The 21,196-nt window shown below is 33.3% G+C and carries 16 protein-coding genes and 1 tRNA gene; 12 read left to right on the top strand and 5 right to left on the bottom strand.

Annotated features, from left to right (window positions below):
• Nucleotides 1-62 precede the first annotated feature (62 nt).
• The gene (gene polA, locus K8B81_RS05985; protein ID WP_223679929.1) at nt 63-2,912 is read right to left on the bottom strand and encodes a DNA polymerase I; all 2,850 of its coding nucleotides are present in this window, start codon (nt 2,910-2,912) and stop codon (nt 63-65) included.
• A 236-nt stretch (nt 2,913-3,148) separates the two neighbouring features.
• Between polA and K8B81_RS05980 the strand changes: the two genes are divergently transcribed.
• The 6 genes from K8B81_RS05980 to K8B81_RS05955 all read left to right on the top strand — a co-directional run bounded on the left by K8B81_RS05980 (nt 3,149) and on the right by K8B81_RS05955 (nt 7,660).
• Nucleotides 3,149-3,358 (top strand): hypothetical protein, encoded by a 210-nt coding sequence (locus K8B81_RS05980; RefSeq protein ID WP_223679927.1) that lies wholly within the window; start codon nt 3,149-3,151, stop codon nt 3,356-3,358.
• Nucleotides 3,359-3,543: 185 nt separating this feature from the next.
• Nucleotides 3,544-4,218, top strand: a complete 675-nt coding sequence (locus K8B81_RS05975) for a response regulator transcription factor (RefSeq protein WP_223679924.1) — start codon at nt 3,544-3,546, stop codon at nt 4,216-4,218.
• Between the two features lie 10 nt (nt 4,219-4,228).
• Nucleotides 4,229-5,545: a sensor histidine kinase gene (locus tag K8B81_RS05970; RefSeq protein WP_223679922.1), complete on the top strand. Its 1,317-nt coding sequence runs from the start codon at nt 4,229-4,231 to the stop codon at nt 5,543-5,545.
• A 126-nt stretch (nt 5,546-5,671) separates the two neighbouring features.
• Nucleotides 5,672-5,872 carry a hypothetical protein gene (locus tag K8B81_RS05965; RefSeq protein ID WP_223679920.1) on the top strand — a complete coding sequence of 67 codons (201 nt, stop codon included), beginning with the start codon at nt 5,672-5,674 and terminating at the stop codon, nt 5,870-5,872.
• Between the two features lie 176 nt (nt 5,873-6,048).
• Nucleotides 6,049-7,284: a metallophosphoesterase gene (locus K8B81_RS05960; protein WP_223679918.1), complete on the top strand. Its 1,236-nt coding sequence runs from the start codon at nt 6,049-6,051 to the stop codon at nt 7,282-7,284.
• A gap of 73 nt (nt 7,285-7,357) precedes the next feature.
• Complete coding sequence (locus tag K8B81_RS05955; protein ID WP_223679916.1) at nt 7,358-7,660, top strand: thioredoxin family protein; 303 nt, start codon at nt 7,358-7,360, stop codon at nt 7,658-7,660.
• 17 nt (nt 7,661-7,677) lie between these two features.
• On the opposite strand, the gene K8B81_RS05950 is transcribed toward K8B81_RS05955, so the two are convergent.
• Together K8B81_RS05950 and K8B81_RS05945 are read right to left on the bottom strand one after the other, a co-directional pair.
• Nucleotides 7,678-8,313 carry a polysaccharide deacetylase family protein gene (locus K8B81_RS05950; RefSeq protein WP_223679914.1) on the bottom strand — a complete coding sequence of 212 codons (636 nt, stop codon included), beginning with the start codon at nt 8,311-8,313 and terminating at the stop codon, nt 7,678-7,680.
• Between the two features lie 92 nt (nt 8,314-8,405).
• A complete protein-coding gene (locus K8B81_RS05945; protein WP_223679912.1) occupies nt 8,406-11,684 on the bottom strand; it encodes a glycosyltransferase family 117 protein in 3,279 nt (1,092 codons plus the stop codon).
• A 250-nt stretch (nt 11,685-11,934) separates the two neighbouring features.
• Here K8B81_RS05945 and K8B81_RS05940 point away from each other — a divergent pair.
• Nucleotides 11,935-12,005: transfer RNA gene (locus K8B81_RS05940), tRNA-Gln, on the top strand.
• A gap of 133 nt (nt 12,006-12,138) precedes the next feature.
• Here K8B81_RS05940 and K8B81_RS05935 read toward each other — a convergent pair.
• Nucleotides 12,139-12,858 carry a DUF4369 domain-containing protein gene (locus tag K8B81_RS05935; protein ID WP_223679903.1) on the bottom strand — a complete coding sequence of 240 codons (720 nt, stop codon included), beginning with the start codon at nt 12,856-12,858 and terminating at the stop codon, nt 12,139-12,141.
• A 178-nt stretch (nt 12,859-13,036) separates the two neighbouring features.
• Between K8B81_RS05935 and K8B81_RS05930 the strand changes: the two genes are divergently transcribed.
• The 5 genes from K8B81_RS05930 to K8B81_RS05910 all read left to right on the top strand — a co-directional run bounded on the left by K8B81_RS05930 (nt 13,037) and on the right by K8B81_RS05910 (nt 18,422).
• Complete coding sequence (locus tag K8B81_RS05930; RefSeq protein WP_223679901.1) at nt 13,037-13,933, top strand: EamA family transporter; 897 nt, start codon at nt 13,037-13,039, stop codon at nt 13,931-13,933.
• Nucleotides 13,934-14,208: 275 nt separating this feature from the next.
• A complete protein-coding gene (locus tag K8B81_RS05925) occupies nt 14,209-14,487 on the top strand; it encodes a DUF2805 domain-containing protein (RefSeq protein WP_223679899.1) in 279 nt (92 codons plus the stop codon).
• Between the two features lie 97 nt (nt 14,488-14,584).
• On the top strand, nt 14,585-16,438 hold the full coding sequence (locus K8B81_RS05920) for a M61 family metallopeptidase (protein WP_223679897.1): 1,854 nt from the start codon (nt 14,585-14,587) through the stop codon (nt 16,436-16,438).
• A 221-nt stretch (nt 16,439-16,659) separates the two neighbouring features.
• Nucleotides 16,660-17,667, top strand: coding sequence for a 3-oxoacyl-ACP synthase III family protein (locus tag K8B81_RS05915; RefSeq protein WP_223679895.1), 1,008 nt, complete (start codon nt 16,660-16,662; stop codon nt 17,665-17,667).
• Nucleotides 17,668-17,750: 83 nt separating this feature from the next.
• A complete protein-coding gene (locus K8B81_RS05910; protein WP_223679894.1) occupies nt 17,751-18,422 on the top strand; it encodes a copper homeostasis protein CutC in 672 nt (223 codons plus the stop codon).
• 87 nt (nt 18,423-18,509) lie between these two features.
• On the opposite strand, the gene K8B81_RS05905 is transcribed toward K8B81_RS05910, so the two are convergent.
• A complete protein-coding gene (locus K8B81_RS05905; protein WP_223679892.1) occupies nt 18,510-20,918 on the bottom strand; it encodes a TonB-dependent receptor domain-containing protein in 2,409 nt (802 codons plus the stop codon).
• Nucleotides 20,919-21,196 lie beyond the last annotated feature (278 nt).

Here is a 21,196-nt window from a genome sequence, read left to right as displayed (position 1 = left end):
AATCAAATAAAAAAGCGTCCCAAGTTAATTTCGGGACGCTTTGTTTTAAACGTAATATTTTTTTAATGCGCTTCTAACCAATCCTTACCTAATCCAAGTTCAACTTCCAATGGAACGGCCATTTTAAAAGCATTTTCCATTTCGTGTTTGATCATAGGCTGGATTTTTTCTAATTCGTCGTTATATACGTCGAATACAAGCTCATCATGTACCTGAAGCAGCATTTTTGATTTCCAGTTTTCTTCCTTAAGTTTTTTATGGATGTTGATCATTGCAATTTTAATAACGTCTGCAGCACTTCCCTGAATTGGAGCATTTACAGCATTTCGTTCGGCAGCACTCCTAACCACTGCATTTGCAGAGTTGATATCTTTTAAATAGCGTCGACGTCCTAAAATCGTTTGTACATAGCCATTTTCACGTGCGAATTCAACCTGATCTGAAATATATGATTTTAGCTTAGGATAGGTATTGTAATAGGCTTCAATCAAAGCAGCACTTTCGCTTCTCGATAACAAAGTCTGGTTGCTCAATCCGAAAGCTGAAACTCCATAGATAATTCCGAAATTTACAGTTTTGGCGTTGCTTCTCTGTTCACGTGAAACTTCGTCTAAAGGGACATTAAAAACTTTTGATGCAGTTGCTTTGTGAATGTCTTCTCCATCCTGAAAAGCTTTGATCATATTTTCTTCGCCACTTAATGCAGCAATAATTCTTAGTTCAATCTGCGAGTAATCGGCAGAGATTAAAGTATGGTTTTCATCGCGGGCCACAAAGGCTTTACGAATCTGACGACCTCTTTCTGTACGAATTGGAATATTCTGCAAGTTCGGATTATTAGAACTCAAACGACCAGTTGCTGCAACAGTCTGCATATAATCTGTATGGACACGCAATGTTTTTTTATCTACTTGTTCCGGTAAGGCCAAAATATAAGTACTTTGAAGTTTTACCATCTGGCGCCAGTCCAGAATTTCTTTTACAATTGGGTTGTCGTTTGCTAAATACGTTAAAACTTCTTCGCCAGTTGCATATTGACCTGTTTTGGTTTTCTTTTGTTTTGCTCCGCCAATTTTAAGTTTGTCAAATAAAATATCGCCTAACTGTTTTGGGGAAGCCAGGTTGAATTTCTCCCCGGCAGTTTCATAGATTTTTTCTTCTAAAGATTTAATTTCAATGTCCATTTCAGATGACATCGCTTTTAGAAATTCCACATCCAGACGAATTCCTTCAGTTTCCATATCAGCCAAAACACTTACTAACGGAATTTCGATTTCATCAAATAACTTTTTAGTTTCTGTTTTGTCTAATTCGGCAGTGAAGATTTCTTTTAATTGTAAAGTAATATCGGCATCTTCGGCAGCATATTCTTTAATATCTTCTAAAGGGACATCACGCATATTAAGCTGATTTTTTCCTTTTTTCCCAATTAAAGTTTCAATTGACTTAGGAGAATATTTTAAATAGGTTTCAGCTAAAATATCCATATTGTGACGCATATCCGGATTAATCAGATAATGCGCAATCATGGTATCAAAAAGTTTTCCTTTTACGGTGACACCATAATTTGAAAGGATTTTTAAATCGTACTTTAAGTTTTGCCCGATTTTCTCAATGTTTTCATTTTCAAAAAATGGAACAAATTTATTAACTAATGCCTGAGCTTCTTCCTGGTTTTCCGGAAACGGTACATAAAAAGCTTTTCCTTTTTCGTAAGAGAAAGACATTCCCACTAATTCTGCATGTAAAGCATCGATTCCTGTAGTCTCTGTGTCGAAGCAAACAGAAGTCTGTTTTTCTAAATTCTGCAAAAGCAATTTGATCCCTAAATCACCTTGGATAGTCTGATACGAATGTTCAGTGTTTTCTAAAGTACTGTAAAATGAATTTCTTGCAGCTTCGGCGCTTTCATCAAGTGTAGTGCCCCCTCCGCCAAAAAGGTCAAATTGATCTTCGTTTTTTGGCTGTGGTTTTTTGTATAATTTTGCATCAGCAGGACTATTATTTGCTAATTCGTTTCCTCCTCCAACTTTAAACAAATTATCAAACTGTTCTGCCATTCTTCTGAATTCTAATTCCTGAAAAATAGCATCTGTTTTTTCAATGTCTGGTCTTGAAAGTTCGTAATCTTCTTCATTAAAAGTAACATCACAATCACACATAATTGCTGCCAGTTTTTTAGATAAAATACCTTTTTCTTTGTTGGCTTCGATGTTTTCTTTCATTTTGCCCTTCAGCTTATCTGTATTAGCCAGAAGATTTTCCATCGAACCAAATTCTTTCAGGAATTTTTTAGCCGTAACTTCACCAACTCCAGGCAATCCGGGAATATTATCTACCGCATCGCCCATCATTCCAAGAAAATCAATTACCTGTTCTGGTCTTTCGACTTCGAATTTTGCCAAAACTTCCGGAATGCCCCAAATTTCGATTCCGTTACCCATACGCGCAGGTTTGTACATAAAGATATTTTCAGAAACCAATTGTGCAAAATCCTTATCTGGAGTAACCATATAAACCTTATAGTTTTGTTTTTCAGCTTGTTTGGCAATTGTTCCAATTAGGTCATCAGCTTCACAGCCCGCAAGTTCAATAATCGGAATATGCATCGCTCTTAATAATTCCTGGATATAGGGAACAGCAATCTTAATTGCTTCGGGAGTTTCGTCGCGGTTAGCTTTATATTCTGAAAACATTTCTGTTCTGGCGTGACTTCCTTCTTTGTCGAAAGCAACGGCCAAATGATCTGGTTTTTCTCTTTTAATAACATCCAATAAGGAGTTCATAAAACCCATAATTGCAGAGGTGTCCATTCCTTTTGAGTTGATTCTCGGATTTTTTATAAAGGCATAATATCCACGAAAAATTAGTGCATAAGCATCTAGAAGAAAAAGACGTTTTTGAGTTGACATATAAAAAATATTAGTCTGTAAAAATAAACAATTGAGCTTTAAAATTATTCTGTTCTCGAAATTAATTTGATTAAAGCATTTATCCAGATGAACCTAAAAACAGGCTTCTAAATCGGAAATGCGTTAATATCAAGTTAAATTCGAACATTCCGTTATTTCTTCATTTTGGCTTCATTTTCCGAACCTAATTTTGACATATAAATTAAAAGGTTATTAATTCTTAAATCTTAGAAATCATGAGAAATTTAGTAATGTTATTAGTAGCAGTTTTAGGAACAAGCGCAATGGTTCATGCATTTCCTGCAAAAAATGGAAAAGAAATTCCGGCTAAAGAAGTAAAAGCAACAAAAAATCCTAAACACAAAACTTCTAAAAAAGCAAAAACAGAAAAAGCGGAAACTAAAGCAGAAGCTCCAAAAGCTGAAACCGCAAAAATGAAAAAATAATAATTGTTTTCGTTTTGCTTTCAGGCAATTGTATTGGAGGCAAAACAGGAATAATGATTATGAGAGTGCGATTGAAGAAGCTGATGAAGAAATTTGTCAGCTTTTTTCATTCGTAAAATATTTAATAATGCGCAGCTTCACTTTTGATAATTCATTAATTTTAGTAGTGCTTAAATAGCAGGCTTATGAATATTTTGATTGTTGAGGATAATAAGGAACTTGCAGCAGAAGTATATGATTTTCTATGCAAGTCAGGCTATATCTGTAAAATTGTAAATAATTGCGCCGATGCCCTGGAGGAATTTGGCTCTAGTGATTATGATGCGATGCTTTTGGATTTGGGGCTTCCGGATGGAGACGGTTTTGAGGTTTTGAAAGAAGTCAGGAAAACGAAGTCTAAAATGGCAGTTATTGTGTTGACAGCGCGAGGGGAACTGGACGATCGAATTAACGGACTTCATCTCGGCGCAGATGATTATTTGACAAAGCCTTTTGCCCTGACAGAATTGGCCGCGAGAATATTTGCTGTAATTCGCAGGATTCACGGTTTTACATTAAATAATTTAAGTATTCATGGATTTTTATTGCAGCTTCAGGATTACAAGGTTACTTTTAATGAAGTTTCGATAAATCTGACTAAAAAAGAATTTGATATTTTTCAGTATTTGGTTTTGAATAAAAACAGAGTGATTACCCGTCTCCAATTGACTGAACATATTTGGGGAGATATATTAGAAATAAATTCAGATTCGAATTTTATAGATGTCCATGTTAGAAATCTCCGTAAAAAACTCGATAAACATACTGCTATCGATTGGTTTGAAACAGTCCGCAATGTTGGTTATCGTATTAATGATTAAATAGATTATTGTGAAAATAAAACATCAATTAGCCATTTTTAATGCACTGACAAGATTGTTGGTAATTTTGATTTTGTGGCTGATGCTGCCTATTTTGGTTGAAAATGTTCTATATCGGCATATCAATAATGGTCTGATAGAAAAAAAGAAAAAATTTATTGAACATTTAAATCAACAGGAGATAAATGATTTTATCGAAAATGAAGGAGATTCAACAGAAACATATTCGCAATTTTCAACGCTTCACAGCGAATTTTTAGTTCTTTCAAAAATGCCTGCCAGATATCATCAAAAACAAACTATGTTTAAAAATGAGTACAGGATTATTGAAGGAGAAGAAAATGAATATAGAATACTGAAATATCATTTTGTATATGGAGATCAGGGTTATCAACTGGAAATAGGAAGCAGTCTTAGTGAAGTAAACGATCTTACATTCATTATCAGGTTTTTTATTATAATTGTTTTGGTTGTCATTCTTTTGGTGACTTTTTTGGCTGATACCGTTTATATCGAATATCTGCTTAAGCCTTTTTATAAAATTATTGATACAAAGATAAGGAGGGTTAATGAACCTGAGGCTTTTGATCATACGCCAATAAATGCAAAATCAAGAGATTTTAAAGAACTAGACCTCGTCCTTAATCAAATGATGGACCGGATTGCAGATGTATTTAAAAAAGAAAAGCAGTTTATTTCAAATGTTTCGCACGAGCTTTTAACTCCAATTGCTTTATTAAAAAATAAGCTGGAAAACCTTTTACAAAATGAGTCATTGGATGATAATGCAATTGATAAAATTGCAGGTTCCCTCAAGACTTTGGATATGCTGAAGAAAATCATAAACAATTTGTTACTAATTTCAAGAATTGAAAATCATCAGTACGAATCAAATGAAAGGATTAATTTTCAGCACATAATAAATGAATTGCAGGAAGATCTTCAGGATCGGATTGAGGATAAAGGAATTCGGTTTAGTAATGAAACAAAACATGATTTTGTCTTTACAGGAAACAAAACATTAATTCACATACTGATTTATAATCTGGTTACTAATGCCATAAAATATAATAGAACTAATGGTGAAATTATAGTTTCAGACGGTTTTTTACAGGATCGATATTTTATTTCAATTGCTGATTTCGGTATTGGGTTGAATGAATCTCAGATTGAAAATATTTTTAACCGTTTTACAAGAGTAAATTCTGAACAGGAAGGGCAGGGTTTAGGGCTGGCTATTGCAAAAAGTATAGCGGTTTTTCATCATATTGAAATAAAAGTTTCTTCTGTTGTAAATGAAGGAACAGTCTTTACTTTGTTGTTTTAATAAAGTCTGAAAAATATAATTTAAAGTTAATTTTTTCTAAGGAGGTGAAACTTCATTTTGTCTTCATTTAGCGATTCTATCTTTGAATCAAATAAATGAAACAATACAAATTAAAAAACTACGATCATGAAAAAATTAGTAATGTTAGCAGTATTTCTTTTAGGAACAGCTGCAATGGTAAATGCTCAGACAACTCCCGCTCAGGGAACAGCTTCAAAAGAAGTTAAAGCTGTTAAACACGAGAAAAAAGGGCATAAAAAAGCAAAAGCAGACAAAAAAGCAGAGACAGATGCAGCTAAGCCGGAAGCTGCAAAATCTCAAAAATAAACTTCAAAAGTTTGTTCAATGAACTTTGTTGTGGATTATAAAAAGGTTTTAAAAAATTTTGTAGCGAAAGCTGATGGAGTAATTCATCAGCTTTTTGTAGTTTGTTGAGTTAAATTTTTGATAATAGAAAGCATTAAAATTTTCATTCTTTGTTACTTTGTTTAAAACTGTAAATAATGATTCTTCGTTTTATAATTCTGTGTGCTCTTTTTTTACTTATTGAGTTCTATTCTTATCAGGCCTTTCGTACTTTGATTAAATTAAGATGGGTGTTAATAGCTTACCAGGTTATTAGTGTATTGCTTTTAGTTTTTATCGTTTATTCCTTTACGCAGTTTGATCGTTCTGTTGGGCAAACTAAATATACCATGTTTACAATGGGACTCATGTTGATGGTTTATGTTCCTAAAATTGTAATTACGCTTATTTTGTTTGGAGAAGATATTTTTAGGATTGGAGCCAGTATTTTGAACTATTTTATGTACAATGTGCCAAGGAAGGAAATGATGCCTGAACGCCGAAAATTTGTGAGTCAATTGGCATTAGGATTAGCAGCTGTTCCTTTTTTATCTTTAATTTATGGGATTTTTGAAGGAAAATATAACTTCAAAGTATTTAAGCAAACCATATTTTTTTCTGATCTTCCTGATGCCTTTGATGGTTTTAAAATTACCCAGATTTCAGATGTACACAGCGGTAGTTTCGATAACGCCGAGAAAATAAATTATGCAATTGATCTTATTAATGAGCAAGATTCAGATATGATTTTGTTAACAGGCGATATTGTCAATACGCATGCTAAAGAAATGGATGCATGGGTAAGTACTTTTAACAGAATTAAAGAGTATAAATACGGAAAATTTTCTATCTTAGGTAATCATGATTATGGTGAATATGTTACCTGGCCATCTCAAAAGGAAAAAGATGAAAATTTTAAGGAAATTAAGAATCTTTACGGACAAATTGGATTTAAATTGATGCTCAACGAGCACACTTATATTCAAAAAGGTAAAGATAAAATCGCTTTAATTGGAGTAGAGAACTGGGGAGTGAATTTTAAGAAAGCGGGAGACTTAAATAAAGCGTCTGCTGAAGTTGCTAAGGAAGATTTCAAAATCCTGATGAGTCACGATCCAAGTCATTGGGATGCAGAAATAAAAGACCACCCTAAGAATTTTCATTTAACATTGTCAGGGCATACTCATGGAATGCAGTTTGGTATTGAGATTCCGGGTTATTTTAAATGGAGTTTAGCGCAGTATATTTACAAGCAATGGGCGGGATTATATGAGAGTTTAGGAAGGTATATTTATGTGAACAGAGGATTTGGCTTTCACGCCTATCCTGGGAGGGTCGGAATTATGCCTGAAATCACGGTAATTGAACTAAAAAAAGGCAACAATGTGGCTTAATTCGGTAAAAATGCTACATTTGTATAATGGTAATCTCTTTTAGTAGATTTAAAAAATTTAAATTTTTGGTTTTATGTCAAAATTTGGAGAACTAATAAATGCACAGGTTCCTGTGTTGATCGATTTCTATACAGACTGGAATGAATCATCGGTTTCTATGCATCCTGTTATAAAGGATGTTGCAGCTGCACTTGGTGATAAGGCCAAGGTAATCAAGATTGATGTAGATAAAAATCAGGAACTGGCAGAAGCTTTACGAATTAAAGGCCTTCCTACTTTAATGATTTATAAAGAAGGGCAGATGATCTGGAGGCAGTCAGGAGAACTGGATGCTAATACCATTATTGGAATTGTTCAGGATCAGTTCGGTTCATAGATTTTCTCATCAGAAAGTTAGCTGACAACATCAAATACAAATCCATTTTCTTTCAGAAAGCTCAAAGTCTTGGGTAGCGCAAATTTTAAATTTTGCGATGCTTTTACACTGTCATGAAAAACAATTACACTTCCTGATTTTACATTTTTTGTTACATTTTCTAAACACTTTTGTGGAGTAATGCTCTGATCAAAATCAGCACTTAAGACATCCCACATCACTATTTTATAGCCCAGGTTTCTTAATATTTTAGATTGTGTTTTTTTTATTTTTCCATAAGGCGGGCGAAATAATAAACTACTGAGTTTCTTGCCAGCTAATACGGCGGCACAATTTTTTACATTTTCAATATAATCGTTTGTTTTGCTTTTCCAGCCATTTGCATGGTTCATGGTGTGATTTCCTATTGAATGCCCTTCTGCGATTAATTTTTCAAATAAAGAAGTATGTGCATTAATGTTTTTTCCTATGCAGAAAAAGGTTGCTTTTGCATCAAATTTCTTCAATTCTGATAAAACCCAGTCTGTAACCTCAGGAGTTGGCCCATCATCAAACGTGAGGTATATTTTCTTTTCTGTGTTTGGAATATCCCAACAGTATTTAGAAAATACCCTTTTAATGAATGAATTTGTTTTGACCCAGTAAAAGCTCATTTTGATACAATTTAGAGATATGTAAAATTAAAAAATGCGGCACTATTTAGCTAATAGCACCGCATTTTTTTAATTAGTATATTTTTTGTATATTATTCTTTTTCTCTTCCAAAACGCTCGAAGACATTTACATAAGTGTTGAAAGTCTTTTTGTGGTTGTTGTAAAAAGCTAAATCTTTGTTTGTTTTCATAACCTGAAGCAGGCTTCTGTAACGTTCAATATCTGTTATGATATCAATAGCCAGATCAGACTGGTCGCTTCCGCTCAAAGTGGCATAATAATTAAGGTTCTCTTTATATTTCAGAACTAATTTATTTAGTAATTCCTGGGCTTTTTCTTTTTCTCCAACTTTATAATAACCGTCTGCAAAAGGTTCAACTAAAGAATAATATCCGTATTTATCCAATGGCATTTTTGTCATTGCTAAATTGATGATGTTTTTAGCCTTATCTGTTTTTCCTTCAGCGATAAGCTGATTCATTAAACGGGAAAGGTTTGTGCGATAAGTGATACTGTTTCTTCTGGTTTCAGGATCATGATAAATGTTGCCATTGCTATTGCCCCAGTCCCATTTTGTTACAATATTATACATTTTATCTGCATCAATTTGTCCCATATCCATTGGCCCACCGTCTTTTGAAGGTGTGTTTTTAATTGGAACTAATCTGTAAACCATTCCATCTAACTGAAGATAATCTTTTAGCCATAAATAGTCTTCATCGTCAAAAGCTCCTCCGCTAAAATAAATAGGTCTTTTCCAGTTATTATTGGCTAAGATATCCAACATCATCAGGCGATTTTTATATAATGCACTTCCTTTGATGTCAATGTCCATGTATGGTACGATAGAATCATTGTACTTAGGGTTGACCACTTTATTTTTGATAATGGTGTTTTTATCAATGTTGAGCCTGATTTTATTTGTAGGATAAAAATGAATTGTTTGGCCATTTTGTAAACCAACAGTTGATTTCGGGTGTTTAATGAAGCTAATAAAATCATTAATATCCCAACGGGTTTCTACTTTTGGTATGTGAGCCACATAATCTAATTTATCCCCAACATATTGGTCATGTGTAAACGATATTGGTAATGGGTCAGATTCGTATGCTTTAGCTTTCATCTGATCAATATACCAGTCGGTCATGAAAAGGCTGGTGTTTACAATTTTAACATCAGTACGAATGCCTTCGATTTCCTGAGCATACCATAACGGGAATGTATCGTTGTCTCCAATGGTAAATAAAATAGCATCTTTATCACATGATGTCAGATAGGCTTTTGCCATTGCGACCGCTGTGTATTTGCCTGATCTGTCATGGTCATCCCAGTTTTGAGAAGCCATTAAAACTGGCGCTGCTAATAAGCTTCCGACAATTATAACCGGACCTGCAATTTTAGGCGCTAAGTATTTTTGAATAGTTTCGTATAAAGAATAAGCTCCGAAGCCTATCCAGATTGCAAAAACATAAAAGGAACCAACTAAAGCATAATCTCTTTCACGAGGTTCAAAAGGTCTTTCGTTTAGGTAAATTTTAAGCGCAATTCCAGTAAATAAAAACAGCACCAAAAGCACATAAAAACTTTTTAAATCCTTGTTTGCGTGATACATAAGGCCAATAAGTCCTAAAATGAAAGGTAAGAAATAGTAAACGTTTCTTCCTTTATTATTTAAAACATCTGAAGGTAAATTATCCTGGGATCCTAAATGTAATGAGTCTAAAGGCTTGATTCCGCTGATCCAGTTTCCATCCAGATTGTCGTATTTGCCTTGTACGTCACTTTGGCGTCCTACAAAATTCCACATCAGATATCTCCAGTACATATATCCAAACTGATATTCAAACATAAAACTGAAATTATCAACGGTTGAGGGTTTTTCGATGATTAAATAGTCGCTGTAACTTTTTAAGAACTTTACGTAACCTTCATTGTCAATTTGTTTTTGAGCATAAGCCTGTCTGAATTCATGCACTGTTTTTTCTACTTCATTGCGCAATTGTGCTATAGCTTTATTATATTCTTCTTCACTTAACTGACTCGCGTCAATTCCATATTTTCCCAAATCATCTTCATAAGGGTAATTTGGATTTATTTTGAACTGAGGCGGATTCGTGAAATTAATGTAATTCTGAATGTGTCCAGTTTCGGTACTCCACATTCTGGGCAGAATTGTTTTTTGATTATCATCACTATTTTGTTCTGCATTTTTATAATTGTTGGTAATGATATATTTACCGGTTTTATAATCTCTCTCGTAGTTTGGCTTTTTATCCAAATAGGGTGTTTTTTCATCTAATCCTGCAAAAACTTCGGTGTACTGAGGGCCGTAAAACAATGGGTTTACACCATATTGTTCACGATTATAATAAGCTAAAACTTCAGTAGCATCAGATGGTTTGTTTTCGTTGATCACTGTATTGGCGTTGGCACGTACTGGCAGCATCATCCATGTGGAGAAACCAATTAAGATAAATAAAATACACAAAATAATTGTATTGTAGAAAACCAGTCCTTTTTGTTTAGTATATTTTAATCCAAAATAAAAGAAAGCAATAAAAAGCAGGGCAACGAAAATAGTTCCTGAATTAAAAGGTAATCCCATGCTGTTTACCATGAATACTTCGGTTTTACCAAAGAATGCCATGGTTAAGGGAAGTAGTAATTTAAAAATAAACAACAAAATAGCAATCACTACAATATTCCCTATAATGAAATTTTTTATGGTTACTTTCTCGTAATGTTTAAAGAAATAAAGAAAACCAATAGCAGGGATAGTTAACAAAGCCATAAAGTGGACTCCAAATGAAAGACCAATAACAAGAGAAATAATAAGCAGCCATTTGTTTCCCTTTGGTTTGTCCATATCTTGCTCCCAGCGTAATCCAAGCCAAAAAAGCAAAGCTATTAATAATGATGCCATTGCATAAACTTCAGCTTCAACAGCATTAAACCAAAAACTGTCTGAAAATGTATAAGCTAAAGCTCCAACAAAAGAGCTTCCTAAAATTACAATTGAATTATTTTGGTCAATTTCAGCAAAACGTGCTACAATTTTTTTCAAAATCATAGAGGATGACCAAAACATGAATAAAATGGTAAAGGCGCTTGAAAAAACAGACATCATATTTACCATTAGTGCAACGTGTTGATTGTCGATTGCAAACATGGCAAAAAAGGCACCTATCATTTGAAATAAAGGTGCGCCTGGGGGATGGCCAACTTCAAGTTTGGCAGCTGTTGCAATATATTCGCCGCAATCCCAGAAGCTCATAGTAGGTTCAACAGTTAGTGTGTAGGTAATTAAAGCGATTGCAAATGCAAACCAACCAATAATTGTATTCCATTTATTGAAATTGAATTGTGCCATATTCAGGTGTTAAAATTTTGTATGTTTTCTATTTTACAAAGAAAATGTTTTTTTGTGTAAAGAAACGACCATTAACAAAAAATTCTATAAAAGTATTTGATTCTTGTAACCCGTTGTTTGTGAAATATTTGTAGCGATTTGGCGGCTTTGAAAGAAAAAAAATGATAAAAAAAGTGATTTTTTTTATCAAAAAGTTTGCGCAAACTAAAAAAAGCTTTAAATTTGCACTCGCTTAACCGCACTACTTTATTGGTCTATGGTGTAATGGTAACACTACGGTTTTTGGTGCCGTCTTTCTAGGTTCGAGTCCTAGTAGACCAACAAGTAAAATAAATCCTGTAAGTTTAATGCTTACAGGATTTTATTTTTTATAATCAAATGTTGTATATCTGAATATCCTAAAATACAAAAGGCCTGAAATATTTCCAGGCCTTTTTGGGTTTTTAGAGTAAAATTATTTCTTTTCCTCTTTTTTAATTTCATTTACATACTTGGTAAGTTTTTTACCATATAAGGAATTTGCAACTTTAGGTGTCATAGATTTTTGAATAGTATCCAAAAACTTAAGATTAATATCGTAAATTTCTGCTAAAGCAATATAGGGTGCTATTTCATGATCTTTGTGGTTAATTGCAAAGTTAGTAGCAAATAAATATTTTCGTTTAATGTTCGAATCGCCTCTTGCTACAATGCTGTCAACCGCTTTTTGATCCTGTCTTTTTAAAGCTTTGAATTTAGCTTCAATTAAGGAAAGGCTTTCATCTTTAAAACGAGAGTTTACTTTTTGATATTCTTCATATAACTCATGGTTTTTTGATCCGGTAATTTTAGCACCATTAATAAAATTATCCAGATTTGCCTCGATATTTATATTACCCGGTTCTGCAAAAAATATAATATTATTGTCTAATGAATTGGTAACCCCACGATCCAGAAAGAGATAAAGCATCTCTGGTGATTCTAATTTTATATTGGTTTCGAAGGCTGAATTCCCATCAATTTTAATACTGTCAATAGCCACTAAAGCTGTGTCATTATATCTTTGGATATATAATTTTCCCTCTTTTAATCCTTTTATATTTCCTGTAAGATGCAGGCCGTCTTTTGATTCTTTTTTGTCACATGAGACAGCTAATAAGCCAATTGCAATAATTGCAATAATTGATTTTTTCATTGTTTTTTCGATTTGGGTGCAAAATAAAGAAATTTTTTAAATGGAGGAGATTGAAGGTTTAATTTTTCAGAAATAATCCAATTGATCCTTAATGTTGAATTCTGCCTTTCTTAATTTTAACATTGAGCTAAAAACTAAGTACTATCTTTGCAGGCTAAATTTTTTAAATAAAACAAGAATGTCACAAAAAAATGTTCTTAGAGGAGTTTTTCTGGTTGCTTTAGGCGCTACAAGTTATGGTATGCTGGCTACCTTTGTAAAAATGGCTTATGAAGAAGGTTTTACTACTGCAGAAGTCACTACATCTCAATTTATATTAGGGCTTATAGGTATTTTGCTGATTAATGCTTTTCAAAAGGTAAAATATAAAACAAAAGTGGTAAGAGCCACATCTACAAATATTTTTAAGCTAATGCTGGCTGGAACTTCACTCGGAATGACGAGTTTGTTTTATTATCTGGCTGTAAAATATATTCCGGTTTCTATTGGTATTGTTTTATTGATGCAAACGGTCTGGATGGGTGTTTTGCTCGAAATGATTTTAGAAAAGAAACTTCCGTCACTTCAAAAAATAATTGCTGTTTTTATTGTTTTAATCGGAACAGTGCTCGCAACGAATATCCTTAACAGTACTATTGAGTTAGACTGGCGAGGTATTGGCTGGGGTGTTCTTGCGGCTGCATCATTTACCACAACAATGTTTACTGCGAACCGTGTTGCTCTTGAAATTTCTTCGGCGCAAAGAAGTTTATACATGCTTTTAGGTGGCGCTATTATTGTTTTTTCATTTGCTTTTGCTACACAAATTACACCCTTCAATTTTTCAATTTTCCTAAAATGGGGCATTGTGCTTTCTCTTTTCGGAACTATAATTCCGCCAATGCTTATGAATGCTGGTTTTCCATTGACCGGAATTGGTTTAGGGAGCATCGTTTCGGCTCTTGAGCTTCCTGTTTCTGTAATGATGGCATTTGTTTTATTGAATGAAAAAGTTGTTTTTTTACAATGGATTGGGATTATTTTGATTATTCTGGCTATTATCATAATGAATATCAATTTCAGCAAGAAAAACTGACCTTGTAAAAAGACTTTAATAAGAAGGGAGAATCAGATGTACAATTGATTTTCTCTCTTTTTGTGTTTTCGGCCAATATTTGCCGTGAATTAAATGATACATTATAAATTTTGTAAACTTGCTGCTAAAAATTAACATAGTGTAAAAAAATGCTAAAATCAATAAAAAAAATTTATCCAATCTGATCAACTAATTATTTTTTTTATTAATATTGATCTTAATTTGAAAATCAATCTATTAATCATTAACCTCTATTTTGAATTAATTTTCACGTGATGAAAAAGAGTAACCGCAAAGAATTGAATTGGGAACAAACTGAAAAGCTTTTTTCGTTGGCATTAGAAGAGAGAAATCCATTCGAAATTATAAAAAAAGAATTTGGATTGTCAGAAAAAGAAGTTCTGGAAATAATGAAAAAGAAAATGCCTCTTGAGAAATTCGAGATGTGGAAAAAGAAGGCAATCGCAAATAAACCAAAGCCAAAACCAGTTAAAATAGATGATTTTGATGAAGATCTGGATGGGAAATACTATATAAAAAATAAATTAGACTAAATGAAAACTCCTGAATTGCAGGAGTTTTTTTATTTATATCTTTACTGTAACAGTTTTATAATTTGTAAGACTCATATAAAAATTAAACTTTTAATAAATGAAAAAAATAATTTGCACATTAGCGCTTGCAGTTACCTTATGGAGCTGTAAAACAGGGACGTCAAGTGCAGCGAATGAAAACGTTGCTGTAAATATTAATCTTACTGATGTAAAAGAGGATAAAGTTTTGGTTACAGTAACCGCACCTCAGATAAAAACTGATGAAGTAATTTACAGTATACCTAAAACTGTTCCGGGAACTTATTCTACAGATAATTACGGGAAATATTCAGATGGTTTTAAAGCTTTTGATGTAAAAGGGAATGCGCTAAATGTAAAAAGGATCGATGATAACTCATGGTCAATTTCGGATGCAAAAAAATTGAAAACCATTACCTATTTGGTTGGCGATACTTTTGATACAGAAAAAGGAACGGGTTTTGGTAATGATGATGTTTTTTCTCCAGCCGGAACAAACATAAATGCCGGAATCAATTTTATGGTAAATACGCATGGGTTTGTTGGATATTTTCAGGATAAATTAGATGTTCCGTATAAAGTTACCATCACACATCCAGAAATACTTTGGGGAGCAACTTCAATGACAGATGAAGATGCAAGTAAAACAAGTGATGTTTTTACAACGCCCCGTTATGCTGTTTTGGTAGAGAATCCAATTATGTATTCTAAGCCTGATTATACTACATTCAACGTTAACGGGATGGATATTCTGATTGCAGTTTATTCTCCAACCGGAAAATTCACTGCAGAAAGTATTACTCCGGAAATGAAAACAATGATGACGGCACAAAAAAACTTTCTAGGCAAAGTAAATGCTACTAAAAAATATACCGTTTTATTGTATTTGTCAAGTATGGAAAAGGATGATGCGCATGGATTTGGGGCTTTAGAACACCCAACAGTCACTACAGTTGTTTTACCTGAATCGATGCCGAAAGAGAAGTTGGTTGAGTCGATGAAAGATGTCGTTTCACACGAATTTTTTCATATTGTAACGCCATTGACTATTCACTCTAAGGAAATCCAATATTTTGATTATAATGCTCCAAAGATGTCTGAACATTTATGGATGTACGAAGGTGTAACAGAATATTTCGCGAATCTTTTTCAGATTAATCAGGGCTTAATTGACGAAGCTGAATTTTATACCCGTATTGCGGATAAAATCGAACAGGCAAAAAGTTTAAATGATACGATGTCATTTACAGTGATGAGTAAAAATGTACTGGAGCAGCCTTACAAAGACCAATATTTAAATGTATATCAAAAAGGGGCATTAATCGGAATGTGTATTGATATTATCATAAGGGAAAAAAGTAATGGTGAGCGAGGTATTCTTGATCTGATGCATAAACTATCTGAAGAGTATGGAGTTGAAAAACCATTTAACGACAATGAACTTTTTGATAAAATCACAAAATTGACTTATCCTGAAGTTGGGGAATTCCTTAAAACGCATGTTGCCGGAACAATTCCTATTCAGTATGATCAATATTTAGCTAAAGTGGGCGTTACAAAGGCATCTGAGAAAAAAGCGGGTTCAGTTTTCATAAAAGGGCAGGCACCATACATAGGAGTTGATCCAAAAACGAAACAGATAAGTGTTCGTCAGGATGTTGAGTTAAATCCGTTTTTTACTAATCTGGATCTAAAACCAGGAGATGTAATTTTGTCAATAAATGCTAAACCATATACTTTAGATAATATATATGATTTAATTGGTGAGAGTGAAAACTGGAAAGAAAATGATCCGATTACGGTTCAGATAAAAAGAGCTGGCAGTGATAAAACAATAAAAGGTACAGTAAAATTACCTTACGAAGAAAGTGAAACTTTTAAAGCTACAGATGCTTCAAAAGAAAAACTTAAAAATGCCTGGCTAAAAGGATAAGAAAATAAAAATCATAAGCGAAGCCCCTAAATTGTTTACTTTTTAGGGGTTTTCGTTTTGTAACCTGAACAAGTAGTTTTCTGAAAAAGGACTAATTTGAAATAAAATGTTTTTTAAGATACAGAAAATTGTCAATTGCGAAAAAAATAGTAATTTGTATACTAATGTTTTAAAGTATACTTAAATTTGCAATCCAGTTTTAAACTAATAAAAAAGAGAGTATGTATCATTCAAAAATTGCGGGCTTAGGATATTATGTTCCTTCAAATGTGGTGACAAACGATGATTTGTCTAAGATTATGGATACCAATGATGAGTGGATTCAGGAGCGGACCGGAATTCAGGAAAGAAGACATATTATTCGTGGTGAAGACACTACAACTTCTATGGGGGTCAAAGCTGCTAAGATAGCAATTGAACGTTCCGGCGTAGTCAAAGAAGATATTGATTTTGTCGTTTTTGCTACATTGAGTCCTGATTACTATTTTCCAGGACCCGGAGTTTTGGTACAACGTGATTTGGGATTGAGAACCGTAGGGGCATTGGATGTTAGAAATCAATGTTCAGGTTTTGTGTATGCTATTTCTGTTGCGGATCAATATATTAAGACCGGAATGTATAAAAATATTCTGGTAATTGGTTCTGAGGTACATTCAACAGGATTAGACATGACAACCCGTGGGCGTGGCGTTTCGGTAATTTTTGGAGATGGGGCAGGAGCGGCAGTTTTAAGCCGTGAAGAAGATTTGTCAAAAGGAATTTTATCAACGCATTTACATTCTGAAGGGCAGCATGCTGAAGAATTGGCGTTGCAGGCACCAGGAATGGGAGCGCGTTGGGTAACTGATATTATTGCCGATAATGACCCTAATGACGAAAGTTATTATCCGTATATGAATGGGCAATTTGTATTTAAAAATGCAGTTGTGCGTTTTGCAGAAGTTATAAATGAAGGCTTAGAGGCAAATGGTTTGCAAGTGTCGGATATTGATATGCTGATCCCGCATCAGGCAAATTTAAGAATCTCGCAATTCATTCAGAATAAGTTCAAATTATCAGACGATCAGGTTCATAATAATATCCAGAAATATGGTAATACAACTGCAGCGTCTATCCCGATTGCTTTAACAGAAGCCTGGGAACAAGGAAAAATTAAGTCTGGAGATACTGTTGTTTTAGCAGCTTTTGGAAGTGGATTTACCTGGGCAAGTGCTATTATCAAATGGTAAGTTTATTTGTGTAAATTATATAAAACCTGTTTCGCTTTGAAGCAGGTTTTTTTATATTTGGTTCAATTGAATTCCTTTATATAATGAAAAAAAATCAACTCGAAATAGCCTGCTTTAATTATGAATCAGCTTTAATTGCACAGGATAACGGTGCTGACCGAATCGAATTGTGCGAGAATATGGAGCTTGGAGGTACAACGCCAAATTATGTTTTAACGGTCAAGGTTCGTGAAAAACTTTCCATAAAAATGCATGTGATCATAAGACCCCGAGGTGGAGATTTTTTTTATACAGATGAGGAAATTGCCGAAATGAAACAAGATATAAAACAGTTTAAAAAGTTAGGAGTTGATGGTTTTGTTTTTGGGATTTTAAATGAAGATGGTACTATCAATAAAAAGAAAAATCTGGAATTAGTCAATTTGGCCAGACCGCTTCCGTGTACTTTTCATCGGGCTTTTGATGTTGTTAAAAATGTTGAGCAGTCTTTAGAAAATATTATAGATTGCGGTTTTAAAACAATTTTAACCTCCGGACAGGAAATAAACGTTGAACAGGGAATTTTTAATCTTGAAAAAATTCAAAAATTAGCCGGTGACAGAATTGAAATTATGCCTGGCGGGGGATTACGATCTTCAAATATTAAGTTATTGCAGGATAAATTAGAACCTACTTTTTATCATTCATCGGCTATTACAGATAATACAGAAACCGCAAATCCGGAAGAAGTAAAAGAAATTCGAAATTTTTTATAAAAACGAGTTCGTAAAAAAGGCCTGAAGCTGGCAAACTTCAGGCCTTTTTCTCTACAAGTGCTAATTAAAATAGTAAAAAATAATCGTTTAAAACATTCCGCCAGCATCTTTACTGGTATTGTCATCTCTTTGTTTACGTTGTAATTTTTTGATTTTTGCACCACCAAAGTTGTAAGTTAAACCCAGGTAAACTGTTTGACTTTCCCAGGTAAACTGTCCTGATTGAGGATAAGGATATTGGGTATCAAAAGCATATTTCATAGTATTAAAAACGTCATTAAAACGTACGCTTATATTCATTTTGTTGTCTAATAGAGTATAGCGTGAACCCATATCTATTTTGTACATTTCCTTTCTTTCCTGCTGTACATCTTCAACTGGTCCTCTGTAAAATCCGAATAATAAAAAGCTTAAACGTTTTGTGGCCTTGAAGTTAGAATTCATACGGGCGTTGAATGCTGCCACTGTAACTGTTCTCTCCTCTGCAGTGCTTTTTGTAGGTTCTGTTTCATCATATTTAAACACAACTCCTTGCTGATTGATGCTTGAAAAGTCGATAGAAGGCTGGATATCCCACCATTTTGTAATTTTGTAATTTAAAGAAACTTCAAATCCATACGAAGTATTATGATCATAATTAGTAAAACTCATAATTTGTTTATTTGGATTTAATTCATCCGGTCTTAAAGTTCTGCTAATCGGATCGTTAATACTTCTGTAAAATACACCTGTAGTAAAGCTTCCTTTTTCTAAAGTTTTGGTATAATTTAATTCTACAGAATTGGTAAACTGTGGTCTTAAGTCCTGATTTCCAAATGAGGTAACCAATGGAGTCGAAAACTCACGAATCGGTTTTGTCTGTTCTAAACTTGGGCGATCAACACGACGGCTGTAACTCAACTGAAAAGTGTTTTTTTCGTTCAGATTATACGTTAAATAAGCAGAAGGATATAAGGTAATATAATCATCATTAAATATTTTATAACCGTAGTTTAAATTGGATTTGAGATTATAACTTTCAAAACGCGCTCCCAGTTGATAACTGAATTTTTTGAATTTCTGACCAAAAGTTACATAAGCTGAATAAATATTAGTATCATATATATAATTAGATACAGGGAATTCAGCAAACGGATTTTCAGTTGCATAATTATTCTCGGTTTTCGTTATTCTGGCTTCAGCACCCGCTTCCAATGTAGTTTTTTCATTTAAAGGATTTACATAATCCACATTCAAAGTGCTTAATTTACGTTTGTCATTTATGAAATCACTATAAACATTTCTGTTGGATGTATTATCTGTTTTTATGGTTTCAGTATCAAAAGAAGCATTCTGGGTTTCCTCTGTAGTACTATAATTTCCTTCAAAATCTAACGTGTGGCCTTCTTTTTTAAAGATGTGTTTGTAAGCCAGATTATAAGTTCCGGTTGTGTTCGGACCTTCATATCTTCCTTTTTGATATATATTACTAATTCCTTCCGGTGAATTAAAATAATCAATATCAGTATTTACGAATCCAAGTCCTGTTGCTTTATTTTGAGTAGTATAAAAAGATAATGTATTATGATCATCAATTAAATAATCCATTCCAATTTTATATAAGTATGAATCATTTTTATTAGAAATGTCTAAGTTTTGGATAGTGCTTTTATCTGTTTTTTTGATGAAGCCATCATTAAAATAAGTCCCGAAATTAGTTCCGCCGTTTCCAAAGAAATTTACTTTACCGGTTTTATAATTTAAATCTAAAGACTGATTGTATTTCGCAGTTTTCCCAAAGGTAATTCCACCGCTATAACTTCCGTTGAAACCGTTATTGGCATTTTTGTGCAAAACAATATTGATGATTCCCGACATTCCCTCAGGGTTGTATTTCGCACTTGGATTGGTAATCAACTCAATTTTTTTGATAGAAGTCGATGGAATTTGTTTTAATAATTGCGCTGGATCAATATTAGAAGGACGTCCGTCAATTAATACACGTACATTGTCATTTCCGCGAAGCGAAAGCTTTCCGTCCTGATCTACATTCACAGACGGAATATTATTCATGATCTCAGATGCCGAAGCCCCTGCTGTGGTTAAATCTTTCCCAACATTGATTACTTTACGGTCGATTTTCTGCTCAATTGTAGAACGTTCAGCAACAATATTCACGCCTTTTAGCTGCGTTGCTTCTTCTTCAAGAGATACATTAACCGTAGCTGATTTTTTGTTATCACTTAAAATGACAGATCCAATATATTTTCTAAAACCAATGTACTGAATTTCGATTGTGTAACTTTTTAGGGCAAGGTTTTTAATCGTAAAATCCCCATTGTCGTCTGTATTCACTCCGGAAATGACTTTTCCGTTGTCTTTAATCGAAACCGTAGCATAAGAAATAGGAGCTTTATTCGATTTTTCAATAACTTTCCCGGATACCGTTCCCGTATTCTGGGCATGAGTTGTTGCAATTACTCCCAGTAATGCAAACAATAAGTATTTTAATTTCATAATTATTTTAGTTGATTATTTTTGATTTGATTGATGATTGTTTTCAAATTTGATAATAAGACCATTTTATTAATGATTTGTTACAACATTTTTACAGAAAAAAGCTAAAACTTATATACAGTGACTGTTTTATAATACATTAGTGTTTTGATTTTTTGATAATTTTAACAATTTGCGCTCTCATTTTTTTAAGAATTTCTAACTCTTTTTTACTATTTAATATGTTTTTCGTTTTCTCAAATTGATGAATAAGCAGTATATTTGCTCACCTTAAAAAA

This window comes from Flavobacterium hibisci (assembly GCF_020026925.1).
Taxonomy (GTDB): domain Bacteria; phylum Bacteroidota; class Bacteroidia; order Flavobacteriales; family Flavobacteriaceae; genus Flavobacterium; species Flavobacterium hibisci.
This window is presented reverse-complemented; position numbering and strand designations above follow the sequence as displayed.